Here is a 15,614-nt window from a genome sequence, read left to right as displayed (position 1 = left end):
TCATCAATGTGTATATTCAGGCTCTGTTTAACCAGCTCATGGACAACACGGTAATCAGTATACCAAAAAAGCTGAGGATTAGACCATGGTTTCCCTTTGACGATTCTGTGTCTTCGTTCGTTGATAACAGCTGCGGGGATGTTGTTTCAAAATCGTTCGGGTTGATCGCCTTCACTTGTTGCGCTTCCGGCTCGACCACATATGTACCATCATCCGTCTGCATGGAAGCCGAGACGACCGGCGCTTTTGCGGAAGCGACCATCGACAGCGTATCGCCAACCGGCAGCAACGAGCCGTTCGCCAAATCTCCCTGGTCACCTGACTGGTGAATCAGCGTAAACGAGCAGATCATCAGCAAAATAACGGCAGCGCTCGCACTCAGCCAACGCATTCTTGCAGTCAGGGTAAACACTTTTTTCCCGATCGGGATCGCCCATTTTTCTTCCGATAAAATCCGCGCCATGACGGCATCTACGATCGATGGGGCTGACACGGTGGCATAATGATCCTTTTCCACCTTGATCCAATCGTTGCTTTCTTGCCAAATCGAATATTCCGCGCGACAAGCCGAGCATCTGCCCAAATGATTGTCAACGCGCCGACGTGTCACCTCTGGCAGTTGATCATCGAGGTATTCAGTTAGCAGCTCCTGTGCTTCATCGCATTTCATGTTTTGTTCATCCCTTCGGCTTCATCCAATCGGTTGTCTAAGAAATAAGATTCCAGTTCCCCCTTGATGCTCTGGCGCGCCCGGAACAACAGCGACTTCACGGAGCTGACGGTCAGATCAAGGATCGTGGCGATCTCATTGTAATCCATTTGTTCATATTCACGTAAGATCAAAGCCGAACGCTGTTTTTCAGGAAGGCTGTTGATCGCCTGGCGAACCAAAACCTCCCGTTCGTTTCTCAAGATTTGCTGCTCTGGCAAGCGTTCATACGCAACTGCCGGAACTTGCAGCGTATCTTCCAGATACATATCGGAATTGCGGCTTTTGCGCAGCTCGCTCAAAACGGTATTGCGCGCAATGGTGTAAAGCCATGTGGAAAAGGTAGCCTCGACATCGCGGAACGATTCAATGCTTTTGTAAGCTTTGTAAAACGTTTCCTGACAAAGGTCTTCGGCGATATGCTCCAAATGGGCTTGCCGCAGCATATGACTGACGAACGCATGAATTTTTTTCTCGTAGCGGCGAATGATTTCCGCGTAGCTTTCAACGTTACCTTCTTTTATAGCACGGATTAACTGGGAATCGGTCATTCTCAGGTATACCCCCTAGGCGATTCCAATCCCCTGTTCGATCTTACTTAATTAGACCAGCAGGGTTTAGAAAAGTTGCGCTTGGTTTAAAAGTTTTTTCTAAAAAGCTATGACGCAGAATGTAGGTGAAATGTTTCGACAAAAAACTTGGCAGATACGAACTATTTTACAATGGCTGATGGGCGAAGAAAAAGCCCCAATTGGGGTTATAGCATGTAGGAAAATGGCTTCAAGCCGCGGAGTAGCTTACCAGACCCCGGGGTCGCTTGGTGGACTCCATCCTGGTACACCCATCTTCCGCGGGACATCACGCGCGCCGGAAGACAGTTTTCGCTAAAATTCAAGTTAGTTGATAAATCAAAATTTGTCAACCATTCATCTTTATGTAAAAATAATAAATCTGCGTCTGACCCAGGCAAAATCGCCCCTTTTTGCGGATAGCAGCCCGCCGCTTTCGCCGCATTGGCGCTCGCAAGCCGCGCAATGAGCGGCAGCACGTCATCAGGATTCCACGCCCTGCGTTTCGGCGGAAGGACGATTTGTTCCGGACCGCACATGACGGGCAAATAATTGTGCCAATGGGCAATCAAATAGGCGAACACAGCGTGGCACTGTTTGACGTCCAGCAGGGTATTCGCATAATACGGTGCGTTTATGGATAGATCAAACGGATTGGCCTGTCCGATCAAGGAATGAATCTTTCCGCGCTGTGTATGATAAAGCCAGCGTCCGATGATTTCGCGGCGCTGTTCTTGCGCAAGTTCCTCCCGATTGACCACATGCAGCTCCAGAGAAAGACGGTAAAAGTGCAAAATCACAGCAAGCTTGTCCCAATCCAGCTTGTCCAGCTCTGCTGCATCTCTCACGCGAATCTGCACCAGCCGGACGCCGCCCACCCCTGCCAGCTCGCGAACGCGCTTTGGCGTGCATTGACCGGCTTCGAGGGAAAACTGGCATGCATAATCGAGCGGGCTATTAAAATGCGTTGCCAGTTGGTAGACTGATTGCTTGTGATCCATCCACGGCTCGAGCGCGATCGTGTCGATCAGCATGGTAATTCCTTTTTGGATGAAGCCGAATATCGTTTCCATATAGTGATGCGCATCGCGAAGCTGTCGCGCCTGCATGCGCGTGAATGACACAAACCCCGGCATGATGTAATAATCGGTCGCATCGATTGTTTCAACATGCGCAGCATAACGAGGTACCACCGCTTCCGGCGTTTCACAAGAAATCCGCTTCACTTTGCCATCTTGTACCCAAAGGTCGGCCACACGCATTCCATAAGCGGAAACAATCGTTCCGCCCCGTATTTGCAAGATGTCTTGTCCCATTTTTATCCCCCCGCTATGCCGATCACGCCTATCATGGTACAAGCATATGAAGGAGATAAAAAAAAAGAACCGCCGTTTATATGTAAGCGCATTCAAACGGCGGCAGCACACCCGTGCTAATTATATTGGATAGGAGTGGAGAGAAACCATACTGTACTTTTAATTATATTCAAATCTTATCAACTGTCAAATATTTTTTTAAAGGACAACCTCGAAAGGTTGTCCTTTTTTTAGGCAGCTTGTATGCCCGCTTCTTATTTGCTTGCAATCGAGTCGAGCAAAGCCGCGAAACCAGGGAATGACACATTGATCGCCTCTGCGTTTGCAATCTGTGTCTCCCCTTCTGCCGCCAAACCGGCGATCGCCATCGCCATCCCGATCCGGTGATCCCCCATGCTATCGATCGAAGCGGCTTTCAACGCTGTTTTGCCCTCGATGATCATGCCGTCATCCGTTGGCGTGATGTTCGCTCCGAACTTGGACAGCTCGGATACGACCGTCGCAATGCGGTCCGTCTCCTTCACCTTCAGCTCCTCGGCATCGCGGATCAGGGTCGTTCCGCTCGCTTGCGTAGCCAATACCGCAATCACCGGAATTTCGTCGATCAGCCGCGGAATGATTTCTCCTTCAATGATCGTGCCTGTCAACTCGGAATGGAAAACGTGCAGGTCGGCAACCGGCTCTTCATTGACCACCCGCTCGTTCACCAAATCGATCCTTCCGCCCATCGCGCGAACGACATCGACGATGCCTGTGCGGGTTGGATTCATGCCCACGTTTTCAATCACAAGCGAACTGCCTGGCACCATCATGACCGCAGCGATCAGGAACGCTGCGGACGAAATGTCCCCTGGGACAGAAATGTCGCGTCCTACCAAACGCTGTCCACCCTCGACGGAAACCGTGAGCCCGTCACGGACCACCTGGACGCCAAAAGCGGCGAGCATCCGCTCCGTATGGTCGCGGGAGAGATGAGGCTCGCTCACGCTCGTCACGCCTTTTGCCTGTAAGCCTGCGAGCAGGATCGCTGATTTGACCTGGGCGCTCGCGACCGGGGATTCATAGTGAATGCCGCTTAGCTCTGTACCGCGAATCGCAAGCGGCGTGAATTCGCCATTTTTGCGGCCGTCGATTTTCGCCCCCATTTGCCGCAGCGGCCCTACTACACGACGCATCGGGCGCTTGGCAATCGATTCGTCGCCTTCGAGCACAACATGGAACGGCTGGGTCGACAAGATGCCGGAGATGAGGCGAATCGTGGTCCCGGAATTGCCGACATCCAGCTTCTCTTTCGGCTCCTCCAGCCCGAACCATCCTTTCCCGTGCACAACGACCTGATCGTCCTGCTGTTCAATGTGAATGCCCATGCGGCGGAAGCAACTGATCGTACTCAAACAGTCTGCCCCCGGCAAAAAGCCGCTGATGGTGGTTGTCCCCTCTGCCAATGCGCCAAACATAACGGCACGGTGTGAAATCGATTTATCCCCGGGAACGCGCACGGTCCCTTGAATGCTCTTCACGTTTTGTATGCGTAACAAAAATTCCACGTCCCCTATCGTCTATTCTCTGCGGTATACATTGTACTCGAAGAAGCGCAGCATCGCTTCCCCTTTTTCCAGCTCGCTCTCGTTGCGGAAGGTGATGCGCAGGACGCCGAGCATATCCTCGCGCGCTTCGAGAATTTGCAGATTGGTGATGTTGATGTTTTTGGTACCGAGCAGCGTCGTAATTCTGCCGATCTCGCCCGGGTGGTCGGGAATGTCGATGTACAGATCGTAGAGTGCGGGCAGCGCACCTTTTTGGCGCTCAGGCAATCCCTCGCGGAAGTTGCGCGCCTCGCGGAAAAATCGTTCGATCTCGTCTCCGTTTCCTTCTGCGACCAAATCGAGGATCTGATCCATCGCCCGCTTCCAGTCGTCCCCCATCTTCAACATGTACTCGCGATTGTTCAACAGAACATCGCGCCACATCCGCGGGTTGCTCGATGCGATCCGGGTGATGTCGCGAAAGCCGCCTGCAGCCAGACGGCGGTGCCATTCGTTCTCCTCGTTGTATCCGCCAACCAGATTGACGAGCAGGGCGGCGATGATATGCGGGAAATGGCTCACGGCGCCGACGACGCGGTCATGCTCGTGCGCATCCATGACGATCACTTTTGCATTCGTCAAGGAGACGAGCGCTGTCAGGCGGGACAGTTTCTCCGCCGGCGTGTTGGGGCCGGGCGTCAAGACGTAGTAGGCATTTTCAAACAGGCGCTCAAGCGCCGCTTCGACGCCTGACTTGTGCGATCCGGCCATCGGGTGTCCGCCGATGAAGGTGATGTCAGAAGAAAACAGCTCGCGGGCATACTCGACGATCCCCGCTTTGGTGCTGCCCACATCGGAAATAATCACCCCAGGTTTTAGCACAAGCGTTGACAATTGATGCAACAAGGCATAAATCTGCTCGACAGGCGTCGCACAGATGATAATGTCGGCCTCGCGCACCGCTGTCTGCAAGTCGGTTGTCCCTGCATGGATCAATCCTTTGTTTAATCCTTTGTCAATAAAGTCCTCCCGAACATCAAAACCGATGATCCGGTTGTCGGGATCATTGCGCAGTGACAATGCAAGTGAACCGCCGATCAGGCCGATTCCCAGCATTGCGATTGTCGTTTTCATCTCCACGGCCTCTTTCTCTCTTTAAAGTGTGTGAGTGCCCAGTGCGAAAAGATGCCGGTCACGATGCCGGCATCCCACTTGGCCTTGCTTATTTGCTGACAGTTTCCTGCAGCAGGTTTTCCAATACAGCGAGCAGCTTGGCGTTTTGCTCAGGCGTGCCAACGGTGATCCGTTGGTAGCCCGGGAAGCCCAGCGCAGCGCCGGATCGGACGATCAGTCCGTTTCTCAACAGCTTTTGGAACAGCTCTGTCGAATCTTGTTTGAAATCGACCAGAATGAAGTTGGTTTGCGATGGGTAATAAGACAAGCCCCACTCATCGAATTTGTCCGTCAGCTGTTTCATGCCTTGGCGGTTCAGCTCACGGCATTTCGCGACGAACTCCTGATCGGTGAGCGCCGCGCGGGCAGCCACTTGCGACAAGGAACCTGTGTTGAATGGCTCGCGCACATGGTTCAGGTCGTTGATCACTTTTTCGGAAGCGATCCCGTATCCGATGCGCATCGCTGCCAACCCGTAAATTTTCGAGAACGTGCGGAGAATGATCAGATTCGGATATTTGTCCAAAAGCGGTACGGTTTGCGGATAGTCGGCATCCACAACATATTCGTAATACGCTTCATCAAGCACGACCAGGACGTCGGAAGATACGTTGTCCAACAGTTGAAGCAGCTCCGCTTCCGTATTGATTGTACCGGAAGGGTTGTTCGGATTGCACACCCAGAGAACACGGGTTTTCTCGTTGACCGCAGCGGCCATCGCTTCGAGATCGTGCACGCCGTTTTTCAACGGAACTTCAATCAGTTCCGCTCCGTCGATCGTTGCATTGGAACGGTATTGGGAAAACGTTGGCGTTGCCATTACCGTATTGACGCCTTCGCCCAAATAGGTGCGGCAGATCATTTGCAGAATTTCGTCAGAGCCGTTACCGAAAATCAGCTGCTCCGGCTTCACTTGCAAAAACTTGGCCAAATCCCAGCGCAGCTCCATCGTTCCGCCATCCGGATACAGAGCCAGATCATTCAAATGATTGACGATCGCTTCTTTTGCTTTCGGGGAGTATCCGTATGGGTTTTCGTTGGAGGCCAGCTTGATCACTTCTGTCAGCCCCAGTTCACGCTTCACTTCGTCGATAGGCTTGCCTGGTTGATACACAGGTACACCCAAGATTCGTTCTTTTGGCAGCATGTATGTCACTCCAAACAGGTTTTTTGGTTATTGTAACGCACTTGCTAAATTTTGTACAAAGGTTTTTACGTTCCCAATTCCTTCTTGGAGGCTTTCTTCCGCTTTCAGCAGCGGCAAATTCCGCTCGATTTCCTGCACGATGGCACTGCCGACAATGACGGCGTCCGCGTGCTGCGCAACATCTTTCACCTGCTCCGGCGTCGAGATGCCGAATCCGACCGCGATCGGTGCGTTCGTGCTTTCGCGCACCTTGCCGAGGAATTGGTCAAGGTCGTTGCGCAAACTTGAGCGCGTGCCCGTCACGCCGAGCGATGATACGCAATAGAGGAAGCCTTCTGCCTGTTGTCCGATTTTGGCGATCCGCGAATCTGACGTCGGCGCGACCAGCGAGATCACGTGAAGGTCATGCTCCTTCGCAAGCCGCACAGCTTCCGCGTTTTCTTCGATCGGCAAATCCGGAATGATGACGCCATCCGCACCGTTTGCCGCCAAATCCGCGAAAAAACGCTCCAACCCGTATTGCAGCACAGGATTCACATACGTAAACAGGATGAGCGGAGCCTCAACGCCAGCCTGGCGAAGCCTTGCGACGAGCAAAATCACATCACGAATCGACACTTGACCAGCCAATGCGCGCTGGGAGGCGCGTTGGATCGTCGGTCCGTCGGCGAGCGGGTCCGAATACGGTACCCCCAGCTCGATGGCATCCGCGCCTGCCGCGATCATTTCTTTCACCAATTCAAAGCTCAGCTCAATCGAAGGATCACCGATGGTCAGAAACGGGATGAACCGTTTCTTCGACCGGTCTGCAAATAGTTGATCAATGCGGTTTGTCGCTTGACTCATCTTAGTGATCCCCCTTCATTTTCTTTTCCAATGCTTCTTGGATCGTATTCACGTCTTTATCGCCCCGCCCGGATAAGCAGACAACGATTGCGTACTCTTTGCTTTTGGTCGGTGCAACCTTGATCGTTTCCGCCAATGCATGCGCGCTCTCCAATGCCGGAATGATGCCTTCCGTGCGGCACAACAGTTCTACGGCATGGAGTGCCTCGTCGTCAGTGACAGAGGTATAGTTGACCCGCTCGGTTTCTTTTAAATAGGCGTGCTCAGGTCCGACACCCGGGTAATCGAGACCAGCCGAGATGGAATGGGCCTCCTGCACTTGCCCGAACTCATCCTGCAGCAAATAGGTCATCGCGCCGTGAATCACACCTGGGCGGCCTAATGTCAGCGTGACGGCATGCTTCGTCGTATCGATGCCATGGCCGGCAGCCTCGACGCCGCGCAGCTTCACATCGTCCTGCAAAAACGGATAAAACATCCCGATCGCATTGCTGCCGCCGCCGACACAAGCGATCACCTCGTCAGGCAGACGTCCCAACTGCTCCTGTACTTGGCGGCGCGTTTCTTCCCCGATAATTTTTTGGAACTCGCGGACCATGTACGGATAGGGGTGCGGACCCACGACGGACCCGATCACATAAAACGTCTCGTCCACCTGTGAAACCCAATACCGGATCGCCTCGTTCGTCGCGTCCTTCAATGTCCGCGTCCCCGACAGCGCCGGTACAACCTCAGCTCCGAGCAGCTTCATCCGGAACACGTTGAGCGCTTGGCGACGAATGTCTTCTTCCCCCATAAACACTTTGCAGGAAAGTCCGAGTCGCGCTGCCACCGTCGCGCTCGCCACGCCGTGCTGGCCTGCCCCGGTTTCGGCGATGATCGATTTTTTCCCCATTCGCTTCGCCAGCAGCCCTTGTCCAAGTGCGTTGTTGAGCTTATGCGCTCCGGTATGGTTTAAATCCTCGCGCTTGAGGAAAATACGCGCTCCCCCGAGCGTTTCGCTCAGCTGCTCTGCGTAATAGAGCGGCGTTGGACGGCCGGAGTAGTAGCGCAGCAGATGATTCAGCTCATTCGTGAACGCCGGGTCTTTCTGCGCATCTGCAAAAGCAGCCTCCAGTTCCTCCAGAGCGGTCATCAGCGTTTCCGGAACAAATTTGCCGCCGAACGATCCGAACCGGCCGTTTGCGTCGGGGACGGTTGTTTTAGGAAATATGGTTTGGGACATTTTCTCTCACCCTTTTCATGAATTCTCGAATCTTCTGTTCATCTTTCACGCCATCGGTTTCGACTCCGCTCGAAACATCGATCGCCTGCGGCGCATAGGAAGCGAGCAGCTCCGCGACATTTTGCCCATCGATTCCACCGGCGAAAATGCTTGCCTGACCGGCGGACACTTCCATCAGCTGCGGAATCGCCGCCCAATCGAAGCGGTTGCCTGTGCCCCCGGCCATGTCGGCTGAATACGTATCAAACAAAAAGCCATCGACACGCGGGCGGTATTGCGCAAGCGAGGTTAGGGAAAATCCGGGCTTGCCCACGGAGATCGCCTTCCACACCTTTTTGCCGAACCGCACTTTCACTTCCGCGCAAAACGCCGGGCTCTCCTGTCCATGCAGCTGGATCACGTCGAGGTTCGCATAGCCGAGCACCTCTTCCAGCTCTTCTACTGTCGGATTGACAAAAACCCCGACGGGAACCGGATGATTTTCGACCGCAGCGAGCAGACGCCCTGCTTCCAAGCCACTGATCTGACGTTTGCTCGGGGCGAACACGAAGCCGACGTAGTCAACCTGCAATTCCGCAAGCAGCTGCAGCGTCTCTTTCGTGCGGATGCCGCAAATTTTCACATCGGTCATCGCGTTTCCCCCGCTTTCGCAGCCGGGCGTTCGCCCATCAGCCCAATCACCGCTTGAGCGATGTCACCCTGCCGCATGAAATGCTCGCCGATCAGCACGGAACGCGCTCCCGCCTTTTGAACAAAACGCAGATCATCCGGCCCGGCGATGCCGCTTTCGCTGACCACCGGAATGCCGGGAATCTGTTTGATCAATTCGGCCGTCGTCGCCAAATCCGTCGTAAACGTGCGAAGATTCCGATTGTTGATGCCCAGCAGTTTTGGCGTGACAGCACGGTAAACTTTTTCGAGTTCCTCTTGATTGTGCACTTCTATCAATACATCAAGCGTAAGAGATTCCGCCGTTTGGTGCAAGTGGCGCAGCTGCTCTTCATCGAGAATCGCCGCGATCAGCAGGATGCAGTCGGCTCCGTTCGCGCGCGCCTCCACCACCTGCAGCTCATCGATGAGAAAATCTTTGCGCAAGAGCGGAACCGATACGGCCTGGCGAATGTCGCGCAAGTAAGCGAGCGAGCCTTGAAAATAGTTCACATCGGTCAAAACCGAAATGGCCTCCGCTCGTGCCGCTTTATACGCTTTGGCAATTTCCACGGGTTGAAAATCGGCGCGGATGATCCCTTTTGACGGGGACGCCTTTTTCACCTCTGCGATTACGCTCACCTCGCGATCACTTTGGGTCAACGAGCGGATGAAGCCCCGCGTCGCTCCCATCGCCTCTGCCTGTGCAAGCAGGTCGTAGATTCCCGTCGTTTTTTTCAACACTGCGAGCTCTTCTTTTTTCGTTTCGACGATTTTATGAAGCATGCGTCATTCCTCCTGCAACCTCGCGAATCTCGTTCAATTTTGCGATGACATCTCCCCGGTCGATCAGCTCTGCCGCACGGATGACGCCGATTTCCAAGGATGGTACCCGATCAGCCAAATACAGGATCGCGCCGGCATTCAGCAGGACGATATCTCTGGCAGCGCCGCGTTTTCCATAAAAAACTTCGCGAATGATCGTGGCGTTCAATGCAGCATCTCCGCCGCGAAGCGCTTCGAGCGGGTAGGTGCCCAGTCCGAACTGAGCGGGTTCAATCGTATAGGTCGTAACCACGCCATCGCGCAGTTCCGCGATTTGGCTTGGCCCGGTGACGGTCAGCTCATCCAATCCATCATTGCCCGCGACAACAAGAGCACGGTCGACGCCAAGCTCACCCAATACCTCGGCAATCACAGGCAACAGCTTGCGATCGTAGATGCCGAGCAGCTGTCGTTTGGCCCGCGCCGGGTTGCACAGGGGCCCCAGCAAATTAAACACGGTGCGAATCGCCAGCTCCTTGCGCGCGCCTGCCGCATGTTTCATCGCTTGATGATAGAGCGGGGCAAACAAGAACGCCAGATTGGTTTGACGCAGGCAATCCGCTGCAGCTTCCGGGGAAAGCGAGATCGGAATGCCCATCGCCTCGAGCACATCTGCGCTCCCGCTTTTGCTCGAAACGGCGCGATTGCCATGTTTGGCGATGTCAACGCCAGCCGATGCCGCTACGATCGCAGCCGCTGTGGAGATGTTAAACGTGTCGGCACCATCGCCGCCCGTGCCGCACGTATCCACCAACCGTTCACTGGCGATTGGAAAGGAAAGCGCACGCTCGCGCATCGCTTGGGCGAACCCGATGATCTCTTCCGTCTGCTCCCCTTTCAACCGCAGGGATGCCAGGAATGCGCCGATTTGCGCCTGTGTCGCAGCGCCGTCCATGATCTCTCCCATCGCCTGGCGTGCCAGCTCGCGGTCCAAATGAAGTCCTCTGATGATTTGGTTGATCGCTACCTGGAGCATACGTCTTCCCCCTCCCGACGAAACAGCTGCTCTGCCTTTTCCAAAGCCCGGAACATCGCGCTCGCCTTGTTCACCGACTCCTGGTATTCCATCTCGGGAATCGAGTCTGCGACAATGCCGCCGCCTGCCTGGATGTGCGCCTGGTTGTCTTTGAACAAAATGGTCCGGATCGTAATGCACGTATCCATATTGCCGGTAAAGCTGAGGTAGCCGATCGAGCCTGCATACGTATGGCGCGCATCCGGCTCAAGCTCCGCGATGATTTCCATCGCCCGCAGCTTGGGAGCGCCCGAAACCGTTCCTGCGGGGAAGGCGGACAGCACGGCGTCGAACGGATCAAGATCGTCGCGCAATTGGCCGGAAACATGTGATACCATGTGCATGACATGCGAATATTGTTCGATCACCATCTGTTCTTCCACTTTGACCGACCCATAGCGTGACACTCTGCCGACGTCGTTGCGCCCTAGGTCGAGCAGCATCGTATGTTCGGCGCGCTCTTTTTCATCGGCGAGCAAATCTTTCGCCAGCTCCTCGTCTTCACGCCGCGTTGCGCCGCGTTTGCGCGTACCTGCGATCGGCCGAATCTCAACCTTGTTATCCTCGACGCGGACCAAAATCTCGGGCGATGTGCCGACCAATGTTGTGTCCGCATATTGCAGGTAGTACATGTAGGGAGACGGGTTCAGCGTCCGCAGCACGCGATAGACGGAAAACGGATCAAGCGCAGTGTCTACTGTGAAGCGCTGCGACAGCACCACCTGGAAGATGTCCCCCGCCGCAATGTATTCCTTGGCGCGTTCTACCATTTGCTCGAAAGCAGCTTTCGACATATTCGACTTGATCGTAAGCCCGCTCGCTTGCGCAGCCTCCGATGTCACATGGCGCTTCTGTTCCGGCTGCACCGCATCATCCGTAATCCGATGAGCAAGTTCCCGAATGCGCTCGCACGTTTGCCTGTATTTTTGTTCCAGCTCTTCAGGCGATTCAGAACCTTCGAGGTGCAAATTCACGATCACTTGAATTTCCTGCTTCAAATGGTCAAATGCGATCAGCTCATCGACGAACAGGAATCGCAAGTCCGGCACATCGAGCACTTCGCGCTTGTGCGCCGGCAAGTCTTCGTAGTAATGGAGCGTATTGTAACCGAAAAATCCGACGGCTCCGCCGCTGAAGCGGGGGTAATCGGCGAGCTGCGGACTGCGGTACTGCTTCATCCGCTCGCGCAACAGCTCAATCGGGTTGCCTTCCTTCTTCACGATTGGCGTATCGCGCCGTGACAACGTAATCGCCGTTCCTTTCGCCTCAAGCGTCTCGAACGGATTCAGCCCGATGAACGAATAGCGCGCCCACCGCGAGCCGCCTTCTACGCTTTCGAGCAAAAAGGAATTGTCGGTGCGAATTTTCTGATACAACCGAATCGGCGTTTCTTGATCGGCTAATACGGTCATGCGAATGGGAATCATGGAATACTGCGGGGCCAAGGATGTGACCTCGGCGAAAGTGGGGGTAAACATGACAAATCACCTCTTCGTTTTGTACGGAAGAGGGTTGGAGGATGAGGGGAAAGCGGAAAGTGTGACATGCAATGCGTTGCCATACAAGCGCATGGCGAGCCTTGCCGCACGAAAATGCAAAAAAATCCAGGGCGAACCCTGGATTTATAGACCGTGCCTATAAAACCTAGCTTCTCCTCTTCTCATCTCTACTCAACCTGACTCTTCTCAACTGAACTCTGCTCAAACACTCTACTCTAAAAAGCTAAGTAACGATTGGTTATTATCTTATCCAAGGGCACGTGAAAAGTCAACTAACGATTTGCCAAATCCGGGCGCAGCTTCACCGCTTCACGCAAAAATACGTGATGGATGTCCTTGTTGCCTTTTTCCGTGTTGATGTGCATCATCACGCGGATGCAACGTGGCAAGCTGCCAGGAACCGGAATCTCTTGCGCACAGGTGAGCGGCACATCCTCCCACCCTTCCAGGTTGCGTGCGCCCTTGGCAGGAAACGCAGCATTCAAGTCCTCGGTCGTTGTAAACAGCACGCTGGCAATATCGTCTACGTTCAGCTCGTTTCTTGCGACGATTTCACGCACCAGTTCCTCTGTCGCCGACCAAATCTCTTCCGCGCTGTTGGTTTCCACCGTGATGGCTCCTCTTACCGCCCTAACGCTCATTTCTGTCTCCTCCCCGCTGATTCGCGCATCACCTGCAAGATCAACGCTTCATCCACGTTTTTTACGATTTCTACTTTTCCGATTGTTCGTGGCACTATCAGGTTGAACCGGCCCGCGACGCCTTTTTTGTCTCTGCGCATCGCTTCCAATACGTCAAGTGGATCGAATCCGTCCGGCCATTCCGTCGGCAGATGATAACGAGCCAGCAGCCGCTTGGTCCGCTCGCTTACACCTTGCTCGCACAATCCCATCTTTTCAGCCAGCTCCGCTGCCAGCCCCATGCCGATCGAAATCGCTTCGCCATGATTGAGCTGGGAATACGCCGCAATCGCTTCAAAGGCATGTCCGAACGTATGGCCCAAATTCAGCAGCGCACGGGTGTCCTGCTCGGTTTCGTCCTCAGAGACGATTTGCGCCTTGATCGCACAGCCGCGCTCGATGGCCGTCGCGATCAATTCCGGCTCCAGCTGATTCAGCGCTTGGGCATGTTCTTCAAGCCAGGCTACGAATTCTTCGGACGAAATCAACCCGTGCTTGACCACTTCGGCAAATCCTGCCGCGACCTCGCGTTTCGGCAAGGTTGTCAGCGTATCGGTATCATAGATGACCGCGAGCGGCTGGTGGAAGGCACCGATCAAGTTTTTCCCCAGCTTGTGATTGATCGCCACTTTACCGCCTACGGAGCTGTCATGGGCAAGAAGCGTGGTGGGCAGCTGGATGAACGGAATCCCGCGCATGAAAGAGGCCGCGACGAAGCCGGACAAATCGCCGACCACGCCGCCACCCAGCGCCAAAATGACCGATTTCCGGTCCAACCCTGCCGCAATGACTTCACCCATTACGCGTTCAAACACATGGAAGCTCTTTGCCTGTTCGCCGCCAGCCACAACGGATGAATGCACCGTGTAACCTGATTCACGCAATGATTGCAAGAGGGGCTCCAAATAAAGCGGAGCCACGTTTTCATCGGTGATGACATACAGCATTTGTTTACCGGTCACGCCAGCTTCTGCCAAAAACGCGGGCACGCGGCTCAACAACTGTTTGCCGATATGAATCGGATACGAACGCTCTCCCAGTTCTACACGCAATGTTTTCATCATTAGAATCGCTCCGTGTACGCTTTGTATTGCGCAACATTCTCCAGCATGTCCTCCAGCGAGTCAGACGGGAACTTTTCGCACATCGCCCGCGCGATCTCAAATGCGACCGCCGCCTCTGCCACCACGCTTGCCGCAGGCACAGCGCAGCTGTCCGAACGCTCGATGCTCGCCGAGAACGGTTCCTTGGTATCGATGTCCACGCTCATGAGCGGCTTGTACAGCGTCGGGATTGGCTTCATCACGCCGCGCACGATCAACGGCATGCCATTGGTCATACCGCCTTCCAAACCGCCTGCGCGGTTGGTGCTGCGCGTATAGCCGTTTTCCTCGGACCAAACGATTTCATCGTGTACTTGCGATCCAGGCTTGCCCGCTGCTTCGAACCCGATTCCGATTTCGACGCCTTTAAACGCTTGGATGCTCAAAACCGCTTGTGCGAGACGACCATCAAGCTTGCGATCCCACTGCACATGGCTGCCAAGACCGATCGGCAAGCCTTCCACACGGACCTCTACGATACCGCCCAAGGAATCTCCGTCTTCTTTCGCCTTGTCGATCAGCTGCATCATTTTTGGCTCCGCGTTTTTGTCCAGGCAGCGAACCGGAGAGTTTTCGGTAATCTCGATCTGTTCTTCGATCGGCAGCTCGATTCGCTCCGCTACTACCTCTCCGATTTGCGTCACCTGTCCGGCAACCTGAATGCCAAAAGCTTCGAGCAGCTGACGAGCAACCGCTCCAACCGCTACACGCATCGTCGTTTCCCGTGCGCTGGAACGCTCGAGGATGTTGCGCATATCGCGCTGATGGTATTTGATCGCACCGTTCAAGTCCGCATGACCCGGGCGCGGGCGGGATACGCGGCGACGGGCTTCGCCCTCTTCCACCGGTTCCACGCTCATGATGTTTTGCCAATGGGTCCAGTCTTTATTTTCAACGACCAGTGTAATCGGCGCGCCTGTCGTCAAGCCGTGTCTTACCCCGGACAGCACCTTCACCTGGTCTTTTTCGATTTGCATTCTTCGGCCGCGGCCGTGTCCTTTTTGACGCCGCTCCAATTGGAAGTTGATTTTCTCCACAGAAAACGGCAGGTTGCTTGGAACCCCTTCAATGATCGCGGTCAGCTGTGGTCCGTGGGATTCCCCTGCTGTTAAGTATCTCATTACTTTCTCCTCCTACCCTCTGCATACCCTTTAATGCTTTTAAGCGTTATCATATCACACCTGTCAGCGTGATGAAAACTGCTATTTAGAAAACTTGGCTGCGCTATGCTTTTGGGCGCGGCCTTAGTTGTGCTTATACTGGATCGGAATCGTCTCAGATTCCGATCTGTATTAGAAAACTTGGCTGCGCTATGCTTTTTGGCGCTGGCTCC

At 54.4% G+C, this 15,614-nt stretch carries 15 protein-coding genes; all 15 read right to left on the bottom strand.

Annotation, left to right across the window (positions count from 1 at the left end; genetic code table 11):
• Positions 1-16 precede the first annotated feature (16 nt).
• Positions 17-670: an anti-sigma factor family protein gene (locus ACTID9_RS13575; RefSeq protein WP_441071952.1), complete on the bottom strand. Its 654-nt coding sequence runs from the start codon at positions 668-670 to the stop codon at positions 17-19.
• Complete coding sequence (locus ACTID9_RS13570) at positions 667-1,260, bottom strand: RNA polymerase sigma factor (RefSeq protein WP_441071950.1); 594 nt, start codon at positions 1,258-1,260, stop codon at positions 667-669. The genes ACTID9_RS13575 and ACTID9_RS13570 overlap by 4 nt, the downstream gene beginning before the upstream one ends.
• A 206-nt stretch (positions 1,261-1,466) precedes the next feature.
• On the bottom strand, positions 1,467-2,594 hold the full coding sequence (locus tag ACTID9_RS13565; RefSeq protein WP_441071949.1) for an amidohydrolase family protein: 1,128 nt from the start codon (positions 2,592-2,594) through the stop codon (positions 1,467-1,469).
• Between the two features lie 254 nt (positions 2,595-2,848).
• Positions 2,849-4,132, bottom strand: a complete 1,284-nt coding sequence (gene aroA / locus ACTID9_RS13560; protein WP_441071947.1) for a 3-phosphoshikimate 1-carboxyvinyltransferase — start codon at positions 4,130-4,132, stop codon at positions 2,849-2,851.
• A gap of 21 nt (positions 4,133-4,153) precedes the next feature.
• On the bottom strand, positions 4,154-5,254 hold the full coding sequence (locus tag ACTID9_RS13555) for a prephenate dehydrogenase (protein ID WP_441071945.1): 1,101 nt from the start codon (positions 5,252-5,254) through the stop codon (positions 4,154-4,156).
• An 88-nt stretch (positions 5,255-5,342) separates the two neighbouring features.
• A complete protein-coding gene (hisC, locus tag ACTID9_RS13550; RefSeq protein WP_441071943.1) occupies positions 5,343-6,440 on the bottom strand; it encodes a histidinol-phosphate transaminase in 1,098 nt (365 codons plus the stop codon).
• A gap of 27 nt (positions 6,441-6,467) precedes the next feature.
• Entirely contained in the window at positions 6,468-7,286 is an 819-nt protein-coding gene (gene trpA, locus ACTID9_RS13545; protein WP_441071941.1) for a tryptophan synthase subunit alpha, read from the bottom strand.
• 1 nt (position 7,287) lies between these two features.
• Entirely contained in the window at positions 7,288-8,511 is a 1,224-nt protein-coding gene (gene trpB / locus ACTID9_RS13540; protein WP_441071939.1) for a tryptophan synthase subunit beta, read from the bottom strand.
• On the bottom strand, positions 8,489-9,142 hold the full coding sequence (locus tag ACTID9_RS13535) for a phosphoribosylanthranilate isomerase (RefSeq protein WP_441071937.1): 654 nt from the start codon (positions 9,140-9,142) through the stop codon (positions 8,489-8,491). The genes trpB and ACTID9_RS13535 overlap by 23 nt, the downstream gene beginning before the upstream one ends.
• Complete coding sequence (gene trpC / locus ACTID9_RS13530) at positions 9,139-9,945, bottom strand: indole-3-glycerol phosphate synthase TrpC (RefSeq protein ID WP_441071936.1); 807 nt, start codon at positions 9,943-9,945, stop codon at positions 9,139-9,141. Before trpC ends, ACTID9_RS13535 begins: the two co-directional genes overlap by 4 nt.
• On the bottom strand, positions 9,935-10,960 hold the full coding sequence (trpD, locus tag ACTID9_RS13525; protein ID WP_441071934.1) for an anthranilate phosphoribosyltransferase: 1,026 nt from the start codon (positions 10,958-10,960) through the stop codon (positions 9,935-9,937). The genes trpC and trpD overlap by 11 nt, the downstream gene beginning before the upstream one ends.
• Positions 10,948-12,477 (bottom strand): anthranilate synthase component I, encoded by a 1,530-nt coding sequence (trpE, locus tag ACTID9_RS13520; protein WP_441071932.1) that lies wholly within the window; start codon positions 12,475-12,477, stop codon positions 10,948-10,950. Before trpE ends, trpD begins: the two co-directional genes overlap by 13 nt.
• 293 nt (positions 12,478-12,770) lie before the next feature.
• Positions 12,771-13,139 (bottom strand): chorismate mutase, encoded by a 369-nt coding sequence (aroH, locus tag ACTID9_RS13515; protein ID WP_441071930.1) that lies wholly within the window; start codon positions 13,137-13,139, stop codon positions 12,771-12,773.
• Entirely contained in the window at positions 13,136-14,239 is a 1,104-nt protein-coding gene (aroB, locus tag ACTID9_RS13510; RefSeq protein ID WP_441072591.1) for a 3-dehydroquinate synthase, read from the bottom strand. Before aroB ends, aroH begins: the two co-directional genes overlap by 4 nt.
• A 2-nt stretch (positions 14,240-14,241) precedes the next feature.
• The gene (gene aroC / locus ACTID9_RS13505; RefSeq protein ID WP_441071928.1) at positions 14,242-15,402 is read right to left on the bottom strand and encodes a chorismate synthase; all 1,161 of its coding nucleotides are present in this window, start codon (positions 15,400-15,402) and stop codon (positions 14,242-14,244) included.
• Positions 15,403-15,614: the final 212 nt, after the last annotated feature.

The sequence above is a fragment of the Brevibacillus fluminis genome (assembly GCF_052072235.1).
In the GTDB taxonomy this organism is placed as follows: Bacteria; Bacillota; Bacilli; order Brevibacillales; family Brevibacillaceae; genus Brevibacillus_D; species Brevibacillus_D fluminis_A.
This window is presented reverse-complemented; position numbering and strand designations above follow the sequence as displayed.